Annotated in this window: 18 protein-coding genes; 7 read left to right on the top strand and 11 right to left on the bottom strand. The window is 65.2% G+C overall.

Annotation, left to right across the window (positions count from 1 at the left end):
• Positions 1-45 precede the first annotated feature (45 nt).
• Positions 46-1,314 carry a BaiN/RdsA family NAD(P)/FAD-dependent oxidoreductase gene (locus tag JKG68_RS05325; RefSeq protein ID WP_202056654.1) on the top strand — a complete coding sequence of 423 codons (1,269 nt, stop codon included), beginning with the start codon at positions 46-48 and terminating at the stop codon, positions 1,312-1,314.
• On the top strand, positions 1,311-3,113 hold the full coding sequence (gene recQ, locus JKG68_RS05320; RefSeq protein WP_202056653.1) for a DNA helicase RecQ: 1,803 nt from the start codon (positions 1,311-1,313) through the stop codon (positions 3,111-3,113). Before JKG68_RS05325 ends, recQ begins: the two co-directional genes overlap by 4 nt.
• Positions 3,114-3,182: 69 nt before the next feature.
• On the opposite strand, the gene JKG68_RS05315 is transcribed toward recQ, so the two are convergent.
• The 4 genes from JKG68_RS05315 to JKG68_RS05300 form a co-directional block, all read right to left on the bottom strand.
• Positions 3,183-4,304: a Gfo/Idh/MocA family protein gene (locus tag JKG68_RS05315; protein WP_202056650.1), complete on the bottom strand. Its 1,122-nt coding sequence runs from the start codon at positions 4,302-4,304 to the stop codon at positions 3,183-3,185.
• A 222-nt stretch (positions 4,305-4,526) separates the two neighbouring features.
• Complete coding sequence (locus tag JKG68_RS05310; RefSeq protein ID WP_202056648.1) at positions 4,527-5,312, bottom strand: ATP-binding cassette domain-containing protein; 786 nt, start codon at positions 5,310-5,312, stop codon at positions 4,527-4,529.
• The gene (locus tag JKG68_RS05305) at positions 5,312-6,454 is read right to left on the bottom strand and encodes an ABC transporter permease (RefSeq protein ID WP_246515106.1); all 1,143 of its coding nucleotides are present in this window, start codon (positions 6,452-6,454) and stop codon (positions 5,312-5,314) included. Before JKG68_RS05305 ends, JKG68_RS05310 begins: the two co-directional genes overlap by 1 nt.
• A 72-nt stretch (positions 6,455-6,526) precedes the next feature.
• Entirely contained in the window at positions 6,527-7,468 is a 942-nt protein-coding gene (locus tag JKG68_RS05300; protein ID WP_202056647.1) for a sugar ABC transporter substrate-binding protein, read from the bottom strand.
• A gap of 285 nt (positions 7,469-7,753) precedes the next feature.
• On the opposite strand from JKG68_RS05300, the gene JKG68_RS05295 reads away from it, so the two are divergent.
• The gene (locus JKG68_RS05295; RefSeq protein WP_202056646.1) at positions 7,754-8,596 is read left to right on the top strand and encodes a MurR/RpiR family transcriptional regulator; all 843 of its coding nucleotides are present in this window, start codon (positions 7,754-7,756) and stop codon (positions 8,594-8,596) included.
• 257 nt (positions 8,597-8,853) lie between these two features.
• Here JKG68_RS05295 and iolG read toward each other — a convergent pair whose 3' ends face one another.
• Positions 8,854-9,843: an inositol 2-dehydrogenase gene (gene iolG / locus JKG68_RS05290; RefSeq protein WP_202056645.1), complete on the bottom strand. Its 990-nt coding sequence runs from the start codon at positions 9,841-9,843 to the stop codon at positions 8,854-8,856.
• A 135-nt stretch (positions 9,844-9,978) separates the two neighbouring features.
• On the opposite strand from iolG, the gene JKG68_RS05285 reads away from it, so the two are divergent.
• The 4 genes from JKG68_RS05285 (at position 9,979) to iolB (ending at position 15,568) form a co-directional block, all read left to right on the top strand.
• Positions 9,979-11,892, top strand: a complete 1,914-nt coding sequence (locus JKG68_RS05285; protein WP_202056644.1) for a bifunctional 5-dehydro-2-deoxygluconokinase/5-dehydro-2-deoxyphosphogluconate aldolase — start codon at positions 9,979-9,981, stop codon at positions 11,890-11,892.
• A 104-nt stretch (positions 11,893-11,996) separates the two neighbouring features.
• Positions 11,997-13,844, top strand: a complete 1,848-nt coding sequence (iolD, locus tag JKG68_RS05280) for a 3D-(3,5/4)-trihydroxycyclohexane-1,2-dione acylhydrolase (decyclizing) (protein WP_202056639.1) — start codon at positions 11,997-11,999, stop codon at positions 13,842-13,844.
• 23 nt (positions 13,845-13,867) lie between these two features.
• Positions 13,868-14,752 carry a myo-inosose-2 dehydratase gene (gene iolE, locus JKG68_RS05275; protein ID WP_202056629.1) on the top strand — a complete coding sequence of 295 codons (885 nt, stop codon included), beginning with the start codon at positions 13,868-13,870 and terminating at the stop codon, positions 14,750-14,752.
• A 12-nt stretch (positions 14,753-14,764) separates the two neighbouring features.
• Positions 14,765-15,568: a 5-deoxy-glucuronate isomerase gene (iolB, locus tag JKG68_RS05270; protein ID WP_202056622.1), complete on the top strand. Its 804-nt coding sequence runs from the start codon at positions 14,765-14,767 to the stop codon at positions 15,566-15,568.
• 72 nt (positions 15,569-15,640) lie between these two features.
• On the opposite strand, the gene JKG68_RS05265 is transcribed toward iolB, so the two are convergent.
• The 6 genes from JKG68_RS05265 to JKG68_RS05240 form a co-directional block, all read right to left on the bottom strand.
• Entirely contained in the window at positions 15,641-16,675 is a 1,035-nt protein-coding gene (locus JKG68_RS05265) for a phosphotransferase (RefSeq protein WP_202056614.1), read from the bottom strand.
• A gap of 41 nt (positions 16,676-16,716) precedes the next feature.
• Positions 16,717-17,193 (bottom strand): MaoC family dehydratase, encoded by a 477-nt coding sequence (locus JKG68_RS05260; protein ID WP_202056609.1) that lies wholly within the window; start codon positions 17,191-17,193, stop codon positions 16,717-16,719.
• Positions 17,190-18,020: an SDR family oxidoreductase gene (locus tag JKG68_RS05255; protein WP_202056606.1), complete on the bottom strand. Its 831-nt coding sequence runs from the start codon at positions 18,018-18,020 to the stop codon at positions 17,190-17,192. The genes JKG68_RS05260 and JKG68_RS05255 overlap by 4 nt, the downstream gene beginning before the upstream one ends.
• 6 nt (positions 18,021-18,026) lie before the next feature.
• Complete coding sequence (locus JKG68_RS05250; protein ID WP_202056774.1) at positions 18,027-19,667, bottom strand: long-chain fatty acid--CoA ligase; 1,641 nt, start codon at positions 19,665-19,667, stop codon at positions 18,027-18,029.
• Positions 19,668-19,722: 55 nt separating this feature from the next.
• On the bottom strand, positions 19,723-20,184 hold the full coding sequence (locus tag JKG68_RS05245) for a PaaI family thioesterase (protein ID WP_202056772.1): 462 nt from the start codon (positions 20,182-20,184) through the stop codon (positions 19,723-19,725).
• Between the two features lie 73 nt (positions 20,185-20,257).
• Complete coding sequence (locus JKG68_RS05240) at positions 20,258-21,424, bottom strand: ABC transporter substrate-binding protein (protein ID WP_202056605.1); 1,167 nt, start codon at positions 21,422-21,424, stop codon at positions 20,258-20,260.
• Between the last annotated feature and the right edge of the window lie 102 nt (positions 21,425-21,526).

Raw genomic sequence — 21,526 nt, 5'->3', positions numbered from 1 at the left:
AGCGTGAGGGTCCAGATTCCTTCTCCTCCCGCGTCAGCTGACCGCATGCCCTCAAAATCCTCCCCTCCCGAAGCCGCCATCGTGGGCGGCGGCCCTGCCGGCTTGGTTGCCGCCGAGGTTCTGGCGCGCGCGGGCGTTGCCGTCACGGTCTACGACCGCATGCCGTCGGTGGGCCGCAAGCTGCTCATGGCGGGCCGGGGCGGCCTGAACCTGACCCATTCCGAAGAATTCGAGCGCTTCCTCTCCCGTTATGCGGAGGCCCAGCCCCAGCTCAGGCCCCTGATCGAGGCCTTCCGCCCGGAGGATCTTCGCGCCTGGTGCGAGGGCTTAGGGCAGGAAACGTTCGTGGGCTCCAGCGGACGGGTGTTCCCCAAGGCCTTCAAGGCCTCGCCCCTCCTGCGGGCCTGGCTGCAGCGGCTGGAAGCCCTGAACGTGCGCTTCGCCCTGCGCCATCGCTGGCAGGGCTGGGACGAGGACGGCGCTCTGGTCTTCACCGATGCGGCGGGGGAGCCGGTCCGGACGCAACCCGATGCCACGATCCTGGCCCTTGGGGGCGCCAGCTGGCCCCGCCTCGGCTCCGACGGGACCTGGGCGGATCTCCTGGCCCAACGGGGCATTCCGGTCCGCCCCCTGCGCCCGGCCAATATGGGCTTCACCCTCCCCTGGTCCCCGTTCATGCGCCGCCACGAGGGCGAGCCCCTGAAGCGCATCGCGCTTGCCTTCGAGGGCACGACGGTGAGGGGCGAGGCCATCGTGACGGCGGACGGGATCGAGGGCGGCGCGGTCTATGCCCTCTCGGGCCCCCTGCGCGATGCTGTCGAGCAGCGCGGCAGCGCCACTGTTCACGTCGATCTTCGGCCCGACGTGTCGCACGAGATCCTCGTGCCGAAGCTTGCAGCGCCCCGCAAGGGCCAGTCCGCCTCCACCTTCCTGCGCAAGGCTGCCGGTTTGAGCCCCGTGGGCATCGGTCTGCTGCGGGAGGCCTCCCCGGCCCTGCCGTCGGAGCCGGAGGCCCTCGCCCGCCTGATCAAGGCCGTGCCCCTGACTCTGGCCAGCACGCAATCCCTCGACCGCGCCATTTCCAGCGCCGGCGGCGTGCCCTTCGGCGAGCTCGACGCCCACCTGATGCTGCGCCGGATGCCGGGCGTGTTCGTGGCCGGCGAGATGCTGGACTGGGAGGCGCCCACCGGCGGCTACCTGCTCCAGGCCACCTTCGCCACCGGCATCGCGGCGGCCCGCGGGGTGCTGGCCTCGTTCCGGATTCCCGATGCCGCATTGACCTCGGGGCCTTCATCGGCCACACGGCAGACGTGATCGATCCGGTTAAAATCCTCCACGACGTGTTCGGCTTCCCGTCCTTCCGCGAAGGACAGGAGGAGATCGTGCGCGCGGTGCTGGCCGGCGAGGACGTGCTCGCCGTCATGCCGACCGGCGCGGGCAAGTCCCTCTGCTTCCAATTGCCGACGCTTGCCCGCGAGGGCCTGACCCTCGTGGTCTCGCCGCTCATCGCGCTCATGCGCGACCAGGTGGCGGCTTTGCGCCATTTCGGCATCGAGGCCGGCAGCCTGAACTCCGCCAACGACCCGGAGGAGAACCGCCGCGTGGTGGACGCGGTGCGCGACCGGCGCATGCGCATCCTCTACGCCTCGCCGGAGCGCTTGGCGAATACGGGCACGACCGAGTGGCTGGGGCGCGCCGGCGTGAACATGCTCGCCATCGACGAGGCGCACTGCGTCTCGCAATGGGGACATGATTTCAGGCCCGAATACGCCATGCTCGGCGAGGTGCGCCAGCGCCTGGGCAACGTGCAGACCATCGCGCTCACCGCCACCGCCGACGTGGCGACGCGCGGCGACATCATGCGCCGGCTGTTCGAGCAGGAGCCGCGCCTCTTCATCCACGGCTTCGACCGGCCGAACCTGCGGCTCGCCATGCAGGCGAAGGAGAATTCCAAGCGCCAGCTCTTCGGCTTCCTCGACAAGCACCGGCACGAGAGCGGCATCGTCTATTGCTCGTCCCGGGACGCCACGGAGCGGCTCGCCGATTCGTTGAGCCAGGCGGGCTATCGGGCGCTTCCCTATCACGCGGGCATGCACCAGCAGGACCGGGCCAAGAACCAGGACATCTTCCTGCAGGAGGACGGGGTGGTGATGGTGGCCACCGTCGCCTTCGGCATGGGCATCGACAAGCCCGACGTGCGCTTCGTGGCGCACGCCGCCCTGCCGAAATCCATCGAGGCCTACTACCAGGAGATCGGCCGCGCGGGCCGCGACGGCGCGCCCGCCGACACGCTCACCCTCTACGGCCTCGACGACATGCGCCTGCGCCGCCTGCAGATCGAGGAGAGCGACGCGGCCGACGAGCAGAAGCGCGTGGAGCGCCAGCGCCTCAACGCGCTCGTCGCCCTGTGCGAGGCCCCGCGCTGCCGCCGCCAGACCCTGCTCGCCTATTTCGGCGAAACCACGGAGCCCTGCGGCAACTGCGACCTGTGCATCGACGGCGTCATGTCCTTCGACGGCACCATCGAGGCGCAAAAGATCCTCTCCGCCATCGTGCGCACCGGCGAGCGCTTCGGCACGGAGCATCTCATCAGCATTCTGGTGGGCGAGAACACGGATTCGATCCGCCGCTTCGGCCACGACAAGCTCAAGACCTTCGGCGTGGGCAATGATCGCTCGAAGCCCGAATGGCGCTCGCTGCTGCGCCAGATCTATGCGGCGGGCCTGATCAGCCTGGAGCTCGCCGAATACGGGCGCTGGACCCTCACCGACAAGGGCGTCGCCGTGCTCAAAGGCCAGGAAGGAATCGAGCTGCGCTCCGACGTGCTGATGAAGCCCGCCGAGCGCCGCCGACGGCGCGGCCGGATGGAAGCCGAATCCGTGGTGCCGTCCGACGATCCGCTGCTTCTCGACCTGAAAGGCCTGCGCACGAAGCTCGCCAAGGAAGAAGGCGTGCCGGCCTACGTGATCTTCTCCGACCGCAGCCTCATCGACATGGCGGCCAAGCGGCCCGTCACGGTGCGGGCCTTCGGCAAGATCCACGGGGTGGGTCAGGCCAAGCTCGACCGCTATGCGGACGTGTTTCTCGAGGTGCTCAAGGCGCACGCCGGTTGAGGCGCACCGTCATTCCGGGCTCCGCTGCGCGGCCCCGGAATGACAGCGCGTCTTGAACCGACGCGTTCTCTACCCACCCGTCACCTCAACCCACCGCCCCTCGTGCGCGCTGCGCGCGATCGCGTCCACCGTGCGCTCGATGCGGATGCCGTCCTCGAACGTGATGAGATGCGCCGCCTCGCCGCCGATGCGGCGGATCAGCTCGCGGCACTCGATGATCTTCAGGTCGTTGAAGCCGAGCCCATGGCCGGGCGCCGGGATGAACCGGTCGTAGGGCGGGTGATGCGGCGCGGCCAGGATGGTGCGAAAGCCCTGGGTCTCCTGGGCTCCTTCGGCCGTGTAGAGCTGCACCTCGTTCATGCGCTCCTGGTCGTAGACGATGCTGCCCTTGTGGCCGAAGAGCTGGAGCGCGATGCGGCCCTTGCGGCCCCAGGCGGAGCGGTTGAGGGCCATCACGCCTGACGCGCCGTTCTCCAGCTCCATCAGAACTGACGCGATGTCGTAGGTCTCGACCGGACGCCGTGCGCCGCCCTCGACAGGTCTGTCGGCATAGGGCTTCGCCATATGGCCGCACACGCGCCGCACGCCGCCGAACAAGGCTTGGACGAGGCTCAAGGGATGGACGCCGAAATCGTCGAGCGCCCCGTGGCCCGAAGATGCCTCGCTCTTCCAAGTGAACAGCGCCTCGGGATCGGCCATGAAGTCCTCGTCCATCTCGAGGCGCACATGGTTCACGTCCCCGATCCGGCCCTCGTCGAGAAGGCGCCGGATCAACCGGACGATCGGGTTCTGGATGTAGTTGTAGCCGAGCGCCGCCACCTTGCCGTAAGCGCGGGCTGCCGCCAGCATGCGCTCCGCATCCTCGAGCCTCACGGCCATGGGCTTCTCGCACCAGAGGTGCTTTCCCGCCTCCAGCGCCGCAATCGCCATCTCGGGGTGAAAGGCGTTGGGCGTGGTGACGGACACCACGTCGACGGCAGGATCCGTGACGAGGCTGCGCCAGTCGCCCGTTGCACGCTCGAATCCGAGCTCCCGCGCCTTTCTGTCCGCCAGCTCCTGGGAGTGCTCGGCCAGCACCGCAAGACGCGGCCGGGCCACATCCCCGAACACGGCCGCCACCGCATTCCAGGCCAGCGCATGGCACTTGCCCATGTAGCCGGTGCCGATGAGGCCGATGCCGAGTGATGTCATGCTACGAGCTCCTGCGATGAAGAATGATCGGCTGCCCTCGTCTCGTGGAGGTGGCGTGTCTCTCCCTCTCCCGAGTGGGAGAGGGTTGGGGTGAGGGAAGGCCGGCGCTGGGTGTGGCGTTGAGGGGACCACGTTGCAGCGGGGACGACGGCGCCTGACTGGTAAAGCCGCACACCCTCACCCCTGCCCCTCTCCCGCACGGGAGAGGGGATGCTCTTCGCTTCACACCATCCCGCCGAGTTCCGCCGACACCGCCTGCAATTCCTTGCCGCCGGCCATGAGGTTCTGCAGCTCGTCGATCTGGATTCCCGCCTTGTCGTAGGTGCCCAGCGTCTTGCCGCGGTTGAGCACGGTGAAGCGGTCGCCCACCGCGTAGGCATGGCGCACGTTGTGGGTGATGAAGATGACGCCCAGCCCCTTCTGCCGAACCTGATGGATGTATTTCAGCACCATGGAGGTTTGCGCCACACCCAGCGCCGAGGTGGGCTCGTCGAGGATCAGCACCTTGGCGCCGAAATAGACCGCGCGGGCAATGGCCACGCATTGCCGCTCGCCACCGGAAAGCGTGCCCACCGCCTGATGCGGATCGCGCACGTCGATGCCGATGCGCTGCATCTCCTCGCGGGTGACCGCGTCGCAGTGATCGAAGTCCACGCGGCGGAAGGGCCAGACGCCCTTCACCGGCTCCCGGCCCATGAAGAAGTTGCGCGTCACCGACATGAGCGAGATCATCGCCAGATCCTGATAGACCGTGGCGATCCCCGCATCGAGCGCATCGCGCGGGCTGGTGAAGCTCACGGGCCGGCCCTCCACCAGGAAGTCGCCCGAGGTGGGACGGTGCACCCCGGCGAGCGTCTTGATCAGCGTGGATTTTCCCGCGCCGTTGTCGCCGAGCAGGCACATGACCTCCCCGCGATTGACGGTGAGCGACACGCCCGACAGCGCGATCACCGAGCCGAAATGCTTGACCAGATTGCGGATCTCGATGAGCGGAACATCCTGGTCCATCAGCGCTCTCCCGTGACTTTCCGGCGGATGAAGTTGTTGAACAGCACCGCGAGCAGCAGCATGGCGCCTAAGAAAACCTGGAACCAGTCGGAATCGAACCGCGTGTAGGTGAGGCCGATGGACACCATGCCGAAGATGATGGCGCCGAAGAACGCTCCGATGGCCGAGCCGTAGCCGCCCGTGAGCAGGCAGCCGCCGATCACCGCCGCGATGATGGCCTCGAACTCCTTCTGAAAGCCGCGCCGCGCATCGGTCGAGCCGGCATCGAGCACGGTCAGAACGGCGACAAGTGCGGCCGCAAAGGCGGTGAGCATGAAAAGCGCGGTCTTCACCCGGTCCACCGGCACGCCGGAATTGCGCGCCGCATTAGGATCGCCGCCGGCTGCAAAAATCCAGTTGCCCGCGCGCGTGCGCAGAAGGATCCAGGTGGCGAGAAGCGCGAAGCCGACGAACCAGACGATGGAGACGGGCACACCCGTCACGGTCGGCGTGCCATTGGGAAACTTGCCGATGAGGTCGTTGGCGGCGAGCCACGCGAAGACACCCTCGAAGGCAACGCCGGAGAACAGCTCGCGAATGAGGCCCTCACCGGCCTGATCGCCGATGCCGCGCATCTGGGTCGAGCCGCCGGTGGCCCATTTGAGGCCCACCAGCGAGAGGCCGCGCAGGATGAACAGGAAGGCCAGGGTCACGATGAAGGACGGCAGCCGGCTGCGGATGACGATCTGGCCGTTGAGCCCCCCGAGCAGGGCCGCTAACCCGAAGGTGGCGACGATCGCCAGCAGCAGGGGCCAGCTGTTCAGGGTGATGAAGGCGCCGAAGATGAGCCCGGTGAAGGCAACCATCGAGCCGATGGAAAGATCGAACTCGCCGCCGATCATCAGCAGGGCCGCAGCGATGGCCAGAATGCCGAGCTGGGCTGCGGGCGACAGGATGTTCATGATGCCCGCGAGCGTGAACATGGACGCATCGGCGGTGGAGACGAAGAAGATCGCGACCAGGACGAGGCCGGCCAGCGCCCCGAGTTCGGGACGCCGCATGATCTTGGTCACGAGGGAGACATCCCTCAGGCGTTCGTCCTGGATCTGCTTGACCGCTGGAGGCGGGCTGAGATCCGCGGTCGGCTGAGTGGTGTTCACCATGGGCGCCTCCCCGAAGCGATTCGGTAGAACGAAAGGCCCGCAACCCGTGCGGCTGCGGGCCTTGAGTGGCGGTTAGCGGATGCCCTTGGCGGACAGCTCGACCACCTGACCGGCCTTCTCCTTGGTGATCAGGTTCGGGCCCGAGGCCACGTCGCCGCCCGGCATCAGGCCGTACTTGGCGTAGTTGGCCAGGAACACCACCGGCAGATAACCCTGGAGGTACTGCTGCTGGTCGATGGCGAAGACCGCCTCGCCGGCGGCCACCGACTTGAGGAAGCCCGCCGACATGTCGAAGGTGGCAACGCGAATGGCGCCGGTCTTGCCAGCCTCCTTGACCGCCGCAACCGACGGCTCGCCCGCCGTGCCTGCGCCCAGCGCCAGGATCGTGTCGACCGACGCGTCGGAGGCAACCGCCGCCTTCACCTTGGCGCGAATGTCCGCCGGATCGTTGGACACGGGCAGAACGGTCACCTTGCCGCCGAACCCTTCCGTGAAGCCCTTGCAGCGCAGGTCGAGCGAAACGTTGCCGACCTCCTGGTTCACGCACAGGCCGACCTTGCCGCCCATCTCCTTCAGCTTCGCGCCGGCAATGCGCCCGGCCTCGACCTCGTCCTGGCCCACATGGAGCAGGGCGCCGAGCTTCTTCGACACGTCGGAGCCCGAGTTCATGGAGATCACCGGAATGCCGGCGGCCACAGCCTTCTGGATCGAGGGCCCAAGCGCCGAGGCGTCGGGGATCGACACGATGAGGCCGGCGGGCTTCTGGTTCACGGCGGCGTCGATGAGCTGGGCCATGGCGACCATGTCGAAGGTCTCGGGCGCCCGGTAATCGACCTGGACCTTCATGTCCTGGCCGCCCGCCGCCACCCCGTTCTTGACCACGGACCAGAACGGGTCGTTGGCCTGGCCGTGGCTGACGACGATGATGCGGGAATTCTGCTGCGCGGCGACCGGCGCGACCGCGGCGAGGGTCAGGGCAGCCGCGGCAGCCAGACCGGTGACGAACGATTTCATGTGCTTCCTCCCAACTGGTATCTCATGCACGCAACCTGCCAGAGATTTGGCCCGGCTGAACGCTGCGGCTTCCAGGGCCGCTGGTATGAGTTGTCAGGGAAACACCAGAGATTCGAGAGCGAATCGTCCGTTTCCTGGCGTTCCCTCTGTCAGTTCGGTCTTCCACTTCAAGCAGAACGCCAGAACCTTTTTGTTTATATATTGGAATTTTTATTCCATTTTTGTACGATCGGTGTCAAGGCCCGATCCGGAGCAGCCCTTTGGGGCATGAGAGCAGGCAAGAGCATGAGCGAGGCAGAGGTCACCACAGAGGCTCCGGACAGTTTCGATGGGCTGCGGGCGCTTCTGCTCAGCCGCCACGACGCCATGCCCAAGCGTCTCAAGCAGCTTGCAACCTTCGCCCTGGAGCATCCCGAGGAGGTGGCCTTCGGGACGGTGGCGGGCATCGCCGAGCATGCGGGCGTGCAGCCCTCCACCCTGGTGCGTTTCGCCAAAAGCCTGGGCTATGACGGCTTTTCCCATCTGCAGCAGATCTTTCGCGACCGCCTGCGGGAGCGCTTCCCCGATTATCGCGAGCGCCTCAAGGGTTTGCGCAGCCCCGAGGGGCATCATGTTCATGCGGCCTCCCTGCTCGAAGGCTTCGCCGGCGCCGCCGCCCTGTCGCTGGACCGCATGCGCGGCTCCGTGCGCCCGGAGGAACTGGCCCGCGCCATCGAAACGCTCGCCAAGGCCGACACGATCTATCTCCTCGGCGCGCGCCGGGTGTTTCCGGTCATCGCCTATTGCGCCTACGCGTTCGGCAAGCTAGGGGTGCGGGCGATTCTCATCGATCATGTGGGCCAGCTCGGCCCCGAGCAGCTCGCCACCGCCGCCCGGCGGGACGCGGTGCTCGCCATCAGCTTCACGCCCTATGCGCCCGTGACTGCCGATCTCGCGGCCGGCGCCGCGCAGCGCAACATCCCGGTGGTGGCGATCACCGACTCGGCCTTCAGCCCCCTGGTGACGAGCGCCGATGTGTGGCTGGAGGTGGCGGAGGCCGATTTCGGCGCCTTCCGGTCGCTGTCCGCCTCCTTCGCGCTGGCCATGGCGCTCGCCGTGGGCACGGCGGAGAAGCGGGCGGAAGGCTGATCCGGCCGTTATCCCGGACGGCGCAGCCGATCCGGGACCGGGTGCAGGATCAAGTGCTGGATCCTCAACGCTGTCATCCCCGCGCAGGCGGGGATCCATAACCACTGACGTCTCAGGAGAGGGCGAACAGCGTCGCGTCTTGTTCTGCAACGTTAGCGGTTATGGATCCCGGGCTCTGCTCCGCAGCCCCGGGATGACGGCACTTTATTCGGACTACGATCCCGGATCGTCGCTGCGCTCTGTCCGAGATGACACTGTCAGACCCGCACCGGCTTTCCTTCCTTCGCCGACTCCGTCGCCGCATCCGCCAGCCGCTGGGCCATGAGGCCATCGTGGCCGGTGGGGTCGCAGGCCTTGCCGTCGCGCACGGCGTTCAGGAAGGCGGCGAGCTCGTCGCGGTAGGCCTCCGCATAGCGCTCCAGGAAGAAGTCCTGCACCGGATCGGCGGTGACGCCCGACGCATTCGCCACCTCCACGGTGGTGCGGTGAATGTTGCCGGCACGGATCATGCCCTTGGAGCCATGCACCTCGATGCGCTGGTCGTAGCCGTAGGTGGCGCGGCGGGAGTTGGAAATCTGCACGATCCGCCCCCTGGCGGTCTTGAGCATCACGGCCGCCGTGTCCACATCGCCCGCCTCGCCGATGGCCGGATCGACCAGGGAGGATCCGACCGCATGAACCTCCACCGGCTCGTCACCCAGCAGCAGGAAGCGGGCCATGTCGAGGTCGTGGATCATCATGTCCCGGAACAGGCCGCCCGAGGTGGCGATGTAGCTTACCGGCGGCGGGCCGGGATCGCGGGACAGGATCGTCACCAGCTCCACCTCGCCCACCTCCCCGTCGGCGAGGCGGCGGCGCAAGGCAGCGAAGTTCGGGTCGAAGCGGCGGTTGAAGCCGATCATCAGCGGCGTGCCGGCCTTCTCCACTGTGGCGAGACAAGCCTCGATGCGCGCGCTCGAGAGATCGACGGGCTTCTCGCAGAACACCGCCTTGCCGGCCCGCGCCCCGCGCTCGATCAGATCCGCATGGGTCGTGGTCGGCGTGCAGACCAGGATGGCGTCCACATCGGAGCGCTCGACGATCTCGTCCAAGGACGCGACCTCGGCCCCCGTCGACACCGCCAGATCCTGGGCGGAAGGCGTATGCGGGTCGGCCACCGCCACCAGGCGCGCATCGGGATGGCTGGCGGCGTTGCGCCCGTGAATGCGGCCGATGCGGCCCGCGCCCAGAACGGCGATCCTGATCATCTGTCCCCTCATATCCTTTGCCGGCTCACAGCAAATTTAGAATTGATATTCCAGCATAACTTGCTAATAGAATAAACGTTCTATGACCGCAAGGGCCGAACAAGGCTCACGAGAGCCGGAAGCGGGAGGAATAGCATGAAGCCAGCCTTGGATGTGATCACCATCGGCCGCTCCTCGGTGGATCTTTATGGCCAGCAGGTGGGCGGGCGGCTGGAGGACATGGCCTCCTTCTCCAAGGCGGTCGGGGGATGCCCGGCGAACATCGCCATCGGCACGGCGCGGCTCGGATTGAAATCGGGGTTTGTCACCCGTGTCGGCAATGAAGCCATGGGCCGCTTCATCCGGGAGCAGATGGAGCGCGAGGGTGTCACGACGCAAGGAATCGTCACGGACGAGCAGCGCCTGACCGCCCTCGTGATCCTTGGGGTGCGGGACGAGAATTCCTTTCCACTGATCTTCTACCGCGACAACTGCGCCGACATGGCGCTCACCGAGAACGATATCGACGAGAGCTTCATCGCCTCTGCCGCGGCCATCGTCGTCACAGGCACGCACTTTTCCCGGGAAACAACGGCAGCCGCGCAGAGGAAGGCGATCCGCATCGCCAAGGCGAACGGGCGCAAGGTGGTGTTCGATGTGGATTACCGCCCCAATCTCTGGGGTCTTCTCGGCCACAGCGCAGGCGAGGCGCGCTATGTGCGCTCGGATGCGGTGACGGAACACCTGAAACCAATCCTGGCCGATTGCGATCTCATCGTTGGAACGGAAGAGGAATTGCATATCGCAGGAGGCTCCGAGGATACGCTTGCGGCGATCCGTGCCATTCGGTCCATTTCGAAGGCTACTATCGTGTGCAAGCGCGGTCCCATGGGGTGCGTGGTGTTTCCTGATGAGATCCCGGCCTCTCTCGATGACGGGGTGAAAGGCCCTGGCTTTCCGGTCGAGGTCTACAACGTGCTCGGCGCCGGCGATGCGTTTCTCTCCGGCTTCCTGCGCGGCTGGCTCAGGGATGAGACGCTTGAAACGTGCTGCGCTTATGCGAATGCCAGCGGCGCCTTCGCGGTCTCGCGCCTCCTCTGCTCGCCCGAAATCCCAACTTTTCCCGAGCTGCAGCATTTTCTGCAGGAGGGCAGCCGCCACAAGGCGTTGCGGTTCGACCAAGACATCAATCACATCCACTGGGCGACGACCCGAAGGCCTCAAGCGGACACGCTGATGGCGCTTGCCATCGACCACCGCATGCAGTTGGAAGCGATGGCGCACGAGGTCGGCGCACCCGTCGGCCGCATTCCCGATTTCAAGGTGCTTGCCGTGCAGGCTGCGGCGCGCGTTGCAGATGGCCGCCCCGGTTTCGGCATGCTGATCGATGGCACCTATGGCCGCGAAGCTCTGTTTCGCGCCGCCGATCATCCGTTTTGGATCGGGCGTCCGGTAGAGCTTCCGGGTTCGCGCCCCCTCGACTTCGAGGGCGGCGGCAGCCTTGGCGCGCAACTGGTCGAATGGCCGGTCGGGCACACCATCAAGTGTCTGTGCTTCTACCACCCGGACGACCCGCCGGAGCTGAAGCAGCGCCAGGAACGCGACCTGCTGCGGCTCCACGATGCCGCACGTCGCATCGGCCGCGAGCTTCTTGTCGAGATCATCGCGGGAAAGCACGGAGTGCTCAAAACCGATACGGTCGCCGGCGTTCTCCAGCGCCTCTATGATCTCGGGATCAAGCCCGATTGGTGGAAGCTGGAGCCGCAGCGCGACAAAGCGGCATGGCACGCCATCGGAGAGGTGATCACCCGCAATGATCCCTATTGCCGCGGCATCGTACTGCTCGGCCTCGAAGCGCCGGAAGACGAGCTGGAGGCGGCTTTTGCGGCAGCCGCGGGCGAGCGCCAAGTGAAGGGATTCGCGGTCGGCCGCACCATCTTCAACGACGCCGCCCGCCGCTGGCTCAAAGGCGAGATCACGGGCGAAGCCGCCATCTGTGACATGGCCTCACGCTTTCAGCGCCTCGTCGATGCCTGGCAGCGGGTCTCCGAGCGAGCGAAAGCCGCATGAACGATAACGGGCGGTTCCATGTTCAACCCCCTTCCTATCCTGAAGACCAGCTTGAGAAGGCTGCGCCCCTCCTGCAAGGTCGGCGCGATTCATTTGGAGCACGCATGAGCACGACCCGCCTCACCATGGCGCAAGCCATTGCCCGCTTCCTGACGGCGCAGAAAACCGAAGTTGACGGAGAGGTCCTGCCGCTGTTCGGTGGCGTCTGGGCCATCTTCGGTCATGGCAACGTGGCCGGCATGGGCGAGGCCTTGCACGGGGTGCGTGACCGTCTGCCCACATTCCGCGCCCACAACGAGCAGGGCATGGCCCACGCAGCGGTGGCCTTTGCAAAGGCCTCGCGGCGGCGTCGCATGATGGCCTGCACCACCTCCATCGGCCCCGGCGCCACCAACATGGTGACGGCGGCAGCGGTTGCCCATGTGAATCGCCTTCCGGTGCTGCTGCTGCCGGGCGACGTGTTCGCCAACCGCAGGCCCGACCCGGTGCTGCAGCAGATCGAAAGCTTCTCGGATGGCACGGTTTCGGCCAACGACTGCTTCAAGCCCGTCTCCCGCTACTTCGACCGCATCTCGCGGCCGGAGCAGATCATTCCCGCGCTCCAGCGCGCCATGAACGTGCTCACCGATCCTGCCGATTGCGGCCCGGTAACCCTTGCGCTGTGCCAGGACACGCAGGCCGAGGCTTACGATTATCCCGAAAGCTTCTTTGCGGAAAAGATCTGGTCGCCGCGCCGCATCCGCCCGGATGAGACCGAACTCGCAGAGGCGGCCGCCATCATCTGCAACGCGAAGAAGCCCTTCATCATCGCCGGCGGCGGCGTTCTCTATTCGGGCGCTGAAAAGGTGCTGGCGGAATTTGCCGAAAAACATGGCCTCTTCATCGGCGAGACACAGGCCGGCAAGTCGAGCGTTCCGCATGATCACCCGGCCTGCCTGGGTGCCGTAGGCGTCACCGGCACGGGGGCTGCCAATGCGCTCGCCGAGAACGCCGACGTGGTGATCGCGGTCGGCACGCGTCTGCAGGATTTCACCACCGGCTCCTGGGCCCTGTTCAAGGATCCGAACCGGCGCATCGTCGGGCTCAACGTACAGGCTTTCGATGCCGCGAAGCATAGCGCCCAGACGCTGGTGGCGGATGCCCGCGTCGGCCTCGAGGAATTAAGCCACGCGCTGGGAAGCTGGAAGGCGCCCGACACCTGGACCGCCAAGGGCCGGGATGAGAAGGCACGCTGGTCCGAGACCGCCGACCGCTACACGGACCCCACCAATGCCGAACTTCCCTCCGACGCGCAGGTGATCGGCGCGGTGCAGCGCACCTCCTCGCTAACAGATGTGGTGGTCTGCGCCGCAGGCGGGTTGCCGGGCGAACTGCACAAGCACTGGAAGGCGAGCACCGCTCTCGGCTACCACATGGAATATGGTTATTCCTGCATGGGCTACGAGATCGCAGGCGGGCTCGGCGTGAAGATGGCGGATCCAAGCCGCGAGGTGATCGTGATGGTGGGTGACGGTTCCTACCTCATGATGAATTCCGAACTCGCCACCTCTGTCATGCTGGGCCACAGGCTTACCGTGGTGCTCCTCGACAACCGTGGCTATGGCTGCATCAATCGCCTGCAGCGCGCCACCGGCGGTGAAAGCTTCAACAACCTCCTGCAGCATACGAACCACGTGACCCTGCCCGATATCGACTTCGCCGCTCATGCGGCAAGCCTCGGAGCGCAGGCGACCAAGGTGAAGAGCATCGCCGAACTGGAAGACGCATTGAAGCAGGCGCGTCAGGCAGACCGCAGCACGGTCATTGTCATTGATACCGACCCGCTGATCTCAACGGATGAGGGCGGTCACTGGTGGGACGTTGCGGTGCCGGAAGTCTCGGTGCGCGAGCAGGTGAAGGCCGCCCGCAAGGATTATGAAACAGCCTTGGCCGCACAGCGGGTGGGCGACTGATCAAAACACGAAGGATAAAGACAATGACGATCCGCATCGGGGCCAATCCCATCGGCTGGTCCAACGACGACATGCTGGAGCTCGGCGGCGAGACGCCGCTGGAGGTCTGCCTCGCCGAGGCCAAGGAGGCTGGCTTCGAAGGCATGGAGCTCGGCAATAAGTTTCCCCGCGAGCCGGAGGCGTTGAAGAAGGCGCTTGCACCTTTCGGCATGGCCTGCGTGTCGGGCTGGTACTCCGCCGAGCTTCTCACGCGCGATGCCGATGCGGAGATGAAGGCGCTCCGCCCGCATCTCGATCTCCTGAAAAGCATGGGCTCGAACGTGCTCGTCTTCGCCGAGACATCGAACGCGATCCATGGCGATCGCTCCAAGCCCCTGTCGCAGCGACCCGTGATGCAGGAAGGCGACTGGGCCGAGTTCGGCCGCCGCATCACGCAGGTGGCCGAGCGCACCCTGCAGGAGGGGGTGCGTGTCGTCTATCACCACCACATGGGCACCATCGTGGAATCCGAGGCCGATATCGACGCCTTCATGCGCTCCACGGGCGAGGCCGTGCATCTTCTCCTCGATACGGGGCATGCCACATGGGGCGGGGCAAACCCCGCGGAGCTTGCACGCCGCTATCGCAACCGCATCAGCCATGTGCACACCAAGGACGTGCGCAAGGTGGTGATGGAGCGCTCGCGCTCCAAGGGTTGGAGCTTCCTCGATTCCGTTCTCGAAGGCGTCTACACCGTGCCGGGTGACGGCATGGTGGACTTCGTCTCCGTCTTCAAGGAACTGCCGGGCTACAGCGGATGGGTGGTGATCGAGGCGGAGCAGGATCCCAAGAAGGCTCACCCGCTCACCTATGCCAAGATGGGCTATGCCAATCTCACCCGCTTCCTCAAGGAAGCCGGCCTGCGATAAGGAACAGATGCGATGTCGAAGCTCCTGGTCAAACCGTCGAAACCCGATGAACAAGGGCGCATCCACGCCATCACGCCCGCATCCGCCGGATGGACCTATGTGGGCTTCGAGGTCTATCGGTTGAAAAGCGGGCAGAGCCTCAAGCAGGAGACGGGAGACCGGGAGGCCTGCATCGTCCTGCTCTCCGGCACAGCGCGCGTGGGCGCGGCGGGCCAGGATTTCGGCACCATCGGCGGGCGCTCCTCACCCTTCGAGGCAGACCCGTGGTCGCTCTATGCACCCGCGCGCTCGGAATGGTCGCTGCAGGCGGAAACCGACTGCGAGGTCGCCGTCTGCACGGCACCGGGCGAAGGCAAGCTCCCGGCTCGCGTGATCCGTCCCGATCAGGTGGGCCAGGAAACCCGCGGCCAAGGCACGAACACGCGCCATGTGCGCAACATCCTGCCGGAAACGGAACCGGCAGAGAGCCTGCTCGTGGTCGAGGTCATCACCCCGTCCGGCCACTGGTCGAGCTACCCGCCCCACAAGCACGACCGGGACATGCTGCCCAACGAGTCGCTGCTCGAGGAGACCTATTACCACCGGCTCAACCCGCCCTCGGGCTTCGCACTCCAGCGGGTCTACACCGACGACCGCTCTCTCGATGAAACGCTGGCCGCCGCCAATGGCGATGTAGTGCTGGTGCCGGAGGGATACCATCCTGTCGGCGCACCGCACGGTTATGAGCTTTACTACCTGAATGTGATGGCAGGCCCGAAGCGTGTGTGGAAGTTCCACAACGATCCGGATCATGAATGGATGCTGGCAAAGCCCTGACAGGCCTCTCTGCTTCGATCCTGCCGGGCGTCTCAGACATGAGGCGCGCCGAGGCTTTCGGTTGAAGCTCCCTCAGCGGGAGCGGACGACCTCCAATGCCATATCGGCCATCATGGGAACGGCTTCCCCCATGCGGCGTCCGCGCTCGGGGTTGGATGCGTTCCCATCCAGCGCCCGCTTGTAGACGCCCTGGAGAATGGCGGCGAGCCGGAAGAAGCTGAAGGCGAGATAGAAGGGCCAGTTGCCGATGACGTCAACGCCGGATCGCTTGCAGTAGAGCTCGACATATTCTGCTTCGGTCGGGATGCCATAGGCCTGCCGGTCAATTCCCCCCAAGCCGCGGAACGCACCCTCGGACGGCAGGCGCCACTGCATACATTGGTAAGCGAGATCCGCGAGGGGGTGGCCTAAGGTCGACAGCTCCCAGTCGAGAACCGCGAGGATCCGCGCGCCCGACGGCTCGAAGATCATGTTGTCGATGCGGTAATCGCCATGAACGAGGCTTACCCGCCCGTCATCCTCCGGCATCGCGCTCACAAGCCATTCGATCAGCGCATCCATGGCCGGGATCGGGTGGATCTCGGATGCCCTGTATTGCTCCGTCCAGCGGGCAACCTGCCGCTCGAAGTAGCTTCCTGGTTTCCCGTAATCGGCCAGCCCAACCGCAGCGGGATCAACTTTATGCAGGGCCGCAAGCGCCGCATTCATGGAATCGTAGATGGCGCGGCGCTCATCGGGCTGAAGTTCCGGCAGCTTGCCGTCCCAGAAGATCCGCCCCTCGACATGTTCCATGACGTAGAACATGGACCCGATGACGGAGTCATCCGTGCAGAGATGCAGAACGTGCGGCACGGGCACGTCCGTCTGAGCCAGTGCCGCCATGATCCGGTATTCGCGGTCGACCGCATGGGCGGATTTCAAAAGGGCTCCCGGAGGCTTGCGCCGCAACACGAAGCGGCCCTCCGTCGACGTGATCAGGAAGGTTGGGTTCGACTGGCCGCCGGCGAATTTCTCGGCGCTGACAAGCTGCCCGAAGGCCGGAACGTGCGCCGCAAGATAGGGGCCGAGACGTTCGGCTTCGAGATGTGCTGTTGCTTGCGCTGTCACGGGCAGACGGCCTCCTTCATATGCCCTGGGCTGACGCCACCTCAGCCGAGCACGGCAAGGGTGATCCACTCGGCCGCAAGCGCCGGCTTATCGGCGCCCTCGATCTCGACGGTCACCTGATAGCGGAGCATGGCCTGTACGGAGGAGCGCATGGAAACATCCGCGAGCGTGAAGCGTCCCCTCACCCGCGCTCCAGCCGGTACGGGCGCGAGAAAGCGGACCCGCTCCAAGCCGTAATTGATGCCCATGGTGCGGTTCGCGAGCACCGGCAACGCCTCCTGTGCCATGGCGGACAGAAGCGACAGGGTCAGGAAGCCATGCGCGATGGTGCCGCCGAAAGGCGTCTCTGCGGCAGCCCTCTCCGGGTCCACGTGGATGAACTGGCGATCCGCCGTAACTTCAGCAAAGCGGTCGATCCTCTCCTGATCGATGGTCGTCCAGGGCGATACACCAATCTCCTGGCCAACTTGGCCTTTCAGATCATCAAGCGAAACGGGCACGGGTGCATGCGCGTTCATTCCGCCGCCTCGCCGAAAATCTTGTGGCCCGTCTCGACTCCGATGCCCCCGTCAAGCGGGATGATTGCCCCTGTCGTGTAGGCGCCACCGCGCCCGCACAGGAACAGGAGCGCTCCGGCAATATCCTCCGGCCGGCCGATGCGGCCTAAGGGAACACCGGCAGCAACGAGGGCGCGCTTGTGCTCGTCCCCTGTCGCAAAGGCCGTCATGCGGCTTCGAAAGGGCCCCGGCGCGAAGGCATTCACGGTGATGCGACGCTCGGCAAGTTCCTTCGCAAGGATTCGGGTGAGATGGTGCACGGCAGCCTTTGATGCCCCATAGGAGTAGGCATTGTCGCCGATGGGCTGCGCGCCCATCACCGATCCGAGATTGACGATGCGGGCAGGATCGTCATCCGATGCGGCTTCGTTGAGCAAGGGGAGCAGCTGCTGGGTCAGCGTGAAGAGCCCCGCCACATTGACCGAGAACACGCCGTCCCAAGCCTTGTGCGGAAAGCGCTCCAGGGACTCGCCCCAGGTCTTGCCGGCGTTGTTGACCAGGATGTGAAGGCGCGAGGTTCTGGCCTTCACCTCGGCGGCCAGAGCCAGCACGCCGGCCTCGGTTGCCACATCGCCCGCAAAGCCCTCCACAGAGCCGGCAGCCCCGAGAGCGTTCAGCTCCCTGGCCACCGCCTCGCAGGCTTCTCCTTTACGCGAAGCGATCAGCACCCGCGCGCCTGCCCGCACGAGCGCTTCGGCGATCATGCGCCCGATGCCGGTTGCGCCGCCGGTTACGAGCGCCGTCTTGCTGGCGACCGAGAACAGGCTGTTGAGATAATCCTGCGGCATTGCCGATCACGCCGCCGAGGGAAGGACATAATCCTTCAGCGTCTTGCGCAGCTCGAGCTTGGAGATCTTGCCGGTCGCCGTCAGCGGGATGTTCTCAACGAACAGCACATCGTCCGGCACCTGCCAGCTTGCGACCTTTGTGGCCAGGTAGGCCAAGATGTCCTCCTTCGCTGGCTTGGCATCCGGCCTCGGCACAACGATGAGGAGCGGCCGCTCACCCCAGCGCGGATGCGGCATGGCAAGCACGGCGCAATTGGCAACGCCCGGACAGCCGAGGGCCGCGTTCTCCAGGTCGATGGAGGAAATCCACTCACCGCCGGATTTCACGAGATCCTTGGTGCGGTCCACGATCTGAAGGAACCCATCCGGGGTGATCTTGGCCACGTCGCCTGTCTTGAACCAGCCCTCAGAATCGATTGCCTGGGCCGTCGCGGCTTCGTTGTTGTAGTAGCCCGAGGCTACTGCGGGACCGCGCACGCAGAGCTCGCCGAAGACCACGCCGTCCTTGGGCAGTTCCCTGCCGTTCTCGTCGACGATCTTCATGTCCACCGTGAAGAGACGCCGCCCCTGGCGCACCTTCAGGGCAACCTTCTCGTCCAGCGGCAGCCGCTCCATCTCCGGGCTCAGCATGCCGAATGTGCCGATGGGGCTCATCTCGGTCATGCCCCAGCCATGGCAGACGCTGATGCCGAAATTGCGCTCGAAGGCTTCGATCATGGGCTGAGGTGCCGCCGAGCCGCCGATGATGACATCCGTGAGCCCTTCCGGTTTGCGGCCACGCTGATTCATCTCGTTCAGAAGGCCGAGCCACACGGTGGGTACGCCCCAGCTGTTGTCGACCTTCTCGGTGTCCATGAGGTTGAAGAGGCTTGCACCGTCGAGCTTCGCGCCCGGGAAGATCAGGGATGTGCCGGAGATGGGGGCCGAATAGGGCAGCGCCCATGCGTTGACGTGAAACAGCGGCACGACCGGCAGGATCTTCTTTCCCATGCCGAAATAGCGCGAGGCCCCGATCACCGACGTCATGGCGTGGATCACCTGCGAGCGGTGCGAGTAGAGCACGCCCTTGGGCTCGCCCGTGGTGCCGGAGGTATAGCTCAGCGCCGCGGCGGTGTTCTCGTCGAGGTCGGGCCAGGTTATCGTCTCGGGCTGACCGGCGAGCAGATCCTCGTAGCACAGGAGGCCGTCGAGCCCTTCCTGCGCCGGCATCGCCTCGCGGCCCGTCATCGCCACATAGGTGAGACCTTCAGGCAGCTTCGGCCGCAGGGCTGCGATCAGGGGAGCGAAGGTGATGTCGAAGAAGAGCGCCGTGTCCTGCGCGTGATTGATGATGTAGACCAGCTGCTCTGGGAACAGGCGCGGGTTCACCGTGTGGCACACCGCTCCGATGCCCGAGATGGCATAATAGAGCTCGAAATGCCGGTAGCCGTTCCAGGCAAGCGTCGCCACGCGGTCTCCAGGCTTGACGCCAAGGGCGCGTAGACCGTGAGCCAGCTGGGCCACCCGCTTATGGATGTCCCCATAGGTTGTGCGATGAATTCCGCCTTCGGTGGCGACCGAGACGATCTCCGTTTTGGCGTGAACCTCCGCCGCCAGATCGATGATCGCGGGGATCGACAGCGGCCGATCCATCATCATTCCCTTCAACATCGTTTCTTCCCTCTTTGCTTTATTGTCAGGAAATATGGGTCAGCCGGATCAACTACCCGGCATGCCGCAACAGCGGCAGGGACGATTGATCCAGAACAGCTATTGTCGCAAGTGCAACGGCGGTCTGCTTCTCTCGCCCATCCTTTTTGGTGAACACGTCGGCCGCCACAATCACCAGGCGGCTGCCGGGCTTGACCACCCGCGAACGACAGATGAGCTGATCGCCATCTGCTGGCGAGAAGAGATTGAGCTTGTACTCCGCGGTGAGCACACCTTGCTGTGAGTTCAGGACCGTTGCCGCTGCAATGGTCGTCCCATTGTCGATCAGGAAAGCCGTGACGCCTCCATGGAAGAGGCCGTTCTGCTGTAGGAGGTCGCTGCGGCGTGAGACGGAAAGCGTCGATGATCCTGGCGTTAGCTCATCGAGTTCCGCGCCAAGAAGGTTCATGAATCCTTGTAGGGACACGTGCTTACGAATCTCGTCAGCTCGACTTTCGAATGAGATCGCGTCCATGTCGCTACCACCCCGTTGACAGAAGCAGCCGAAGGCACGGCCGGCTTTTGCAAGCCGTGCCTTCATGTGTCACTTACTGACCGAGGCTTGCCGCCTCGATGGTCTCGACCTTGCCGTTCTTGACCATGCCGACGACGATGTTGGCGTTGGTGCCGCCACGGTCATCGACGCTGGTGATGCGGGCAGGATTACGCTCCGGCGGCAGCTTGCCGTAGGCTTCGCTGAGCTTGGCGTGGATGGCCTTCGGGTCGGAGACGGTGCCGGCAAGCTTCATGGCTTCGCTCACCGCGTTCAGGGTCGAGTAGTGGTAGGAAGCCTCGGTTCCGGGGTTGCGGTCGTAGAGCTTCTTGAACTTCGCGATGAAGGCTTCAGTGCCCGGCCGCTTGTCATAAATAAGCGGAAGAACTCCGACAGAACCTTCCAGCATGTCCATGCCGCCCACAACCGCCGCCATCTCGTCGAGCTTGGCTTGATCCATAACGACGAAGCCGCCCTTGAAGCCGAGCTCGCGCGCCTGCTTGGCGACCAGAGCCGTCGGCTCGGAGGCGCCGCCCACGAACAGGACGTCGGGGTTGGCCGCCAGAACGCGGCTCACGCCGCTGTAGAAATCGGTGTCCTTGTTGTAGGACATCGGGTTCTCGGCAACGATCTCGCCGCCCGCCTGCTTCCAGGCCGGTCCGAAGAGCTGCGCCCAGGCCTTGGCGTAGTCGTGGTCGCCGCCGGCCATGGCGAGCTTCTTGCCGAAAGCCTTCATTTCCACATTGATGAAGGGCTGCACGTAGCCTGCGAATGACGGCGGGATGCGCAAGGTCAGCTTGTTGCCCCGCTCCGTCATGTTGGGCACGCTGGTATAGGCGCCGAGAATGAAGTTGTCCTGCTCGTTGAAGGCCTGGATGGCAAAGGCGCCGCCGGAGTGGGGCGTGAACACCATGGGGGTGTTGTTCTGGGACTTGAGCCGCTTGGCATTCACGGCCGCTTCGCTGGGGGAGTACTTGTCGTCGAGCGCCACGATGTTGAACTTGTACTTCTTGCCGCCGACCTCGAAGCCGCCGGCTTCGTTGATCTCCTTGGCGGCCATCTCCAGGCCGACCAGGGTGTTCTTGCCGTAGAGCGCCGCGCCGCCGCTGAGCGGGCCGGTATAGCCGATATTGACGGTTTCCTGAGCCGATGCCACGGACGTGAAGGCTGCGGCAAGCGTGATCGCGCTTGCGGCCTGAACCAAGTGTTTCCAAAGAGCCATCTGTTTCCTCTCCTCTTGTTCTTCATGGGGCAGGAGCTCGATTATAGCCGGCCCCTGCCTTCCTCTTTTGACGAACCTTCCATGGCTCGCAGGCCTGCGCTA

It is taken from the genome of Microvirga aerilata, from assembly GCF_016743775.1.
Lineage (GTDB): Bacteria > Pseudomonadota > Alphaproteobacteria > Rhizobiales > Beijerinckiaceae > Microvirga > Microvirga aerilata.
The sequence above is the reverse complement of the archived record's forward strand: the minus strand, read 5'-3'. Positions and strand labels throughout refer to the sequence as shown.

Excerpts from the sequence above, each read along its gene's own strand:
- JKG68_RS05285 (WP_202056644.1), top strand. The coding sequence starts at position 9,979 with ATGAAGCCAGCCTTGGATGTGATCACCATCGGCCGCTCCTCGGTGGAT.
- iolE (WP_202056629.1), top strand. The coding sequence starts at position 13,868 with ATGACGATCCGCATCGGGGCCAATCCCATCGGCTGGTCCAACGACGAC.
- iolG (WP_202056645.1), bottom strand. The coding sequence starts at position 9,843 with ATGATCAGGATCGCCGTTCTGGGCGCGGGCCGCATCGGCCGCATTCAC.
- JKG68_RS05325 (WP_202056654.1), top strand. The coding sequence starts at position 46 with ATGCCCTCAAAATCCTCCCCTCCCGAAGCCGCCATCGTGGGCGGCGGC.
- JKG68_RS05240 (WP_202056605.1), bottom strand. The coding sequence starts at position 21,424 with ATGGCTCTTTGGAAACACTTGGTTCAGGCCGCAAGCGCGATCACGCTT.
- JKG68_RS05245 (WP_202056772.1), bottom strand. The coding sequence starts at position 20,184 with ATGGACGCGATCTCATTCGAAAGTCGAGCTGACGAGATTCGTAAGCAC.
- JKG68_RS05260 (WP_202056609.1), bottom strand. The coding sequence starts at position 17,193 with ATGAACGCGCATGCACCCGTGCCCGTTTCGCTTGATGATCTGAAAGGC.
- JKG68_RS05295 (WP_202056646.1), top strand. The coding sequence starts at position 7,754 with ATGAGCGAGGCAGAGGTCACCACAGAGGCTCCGGACAGTTTCGATGGG.
- JKG68_RS05310 (WP_202056648.1), bottom strand. The coding sequence starts at position 5,312 with ATGGACCAGGATGTTCCGCTCATCGAGATCCGCAATCTGGTCAAGCAT.
- iolB (WP_202056622.1), top strand. The coding sequence starts at position 14,765 with ATGTCGAAGCTCCTGGTCAAACCGTCGAAACCCGATGAACAAGGGCGC.
- JKG68_RS05255 (WP_202056606.1), bottom strand. The coding sequence starts at position 18,020 with ATGCCGCAGGATTATCTCAACAGCCTGTTCTCGGTCGCCAGCAAGACG.
- JKG68_RS05315 (WP_202056650.1), bottom strand. The coding sequence starts at position 4,304 with ATGACATCACTCGGCATCGGCCTCATCGGCACCGGCTACATGGGCAAG.
- JKG68_RS05305 (WP_246515106.1), bottom strand. The coding sequence starts at position 6,454 with ATGGTGAACACCACTCAGCCGACCGCGGATCTCAGCCCGCCTCCAGCG.
- iolD (WP_202056639.1), top strand. The coding sequence starts at position 11,997 with ATGAGCACGACCCGCCTCACCATGGCGCAAGCCATTGCCCGCTTCCTG.
- JKG68_RS05300 (WP_202056647.1), bottom strand. The coding sequence starts at position 7,468 with ATGAAATCGTTCGTCACCGGTCTGGCTGCCGCGGCTGCCCTGACCCTC.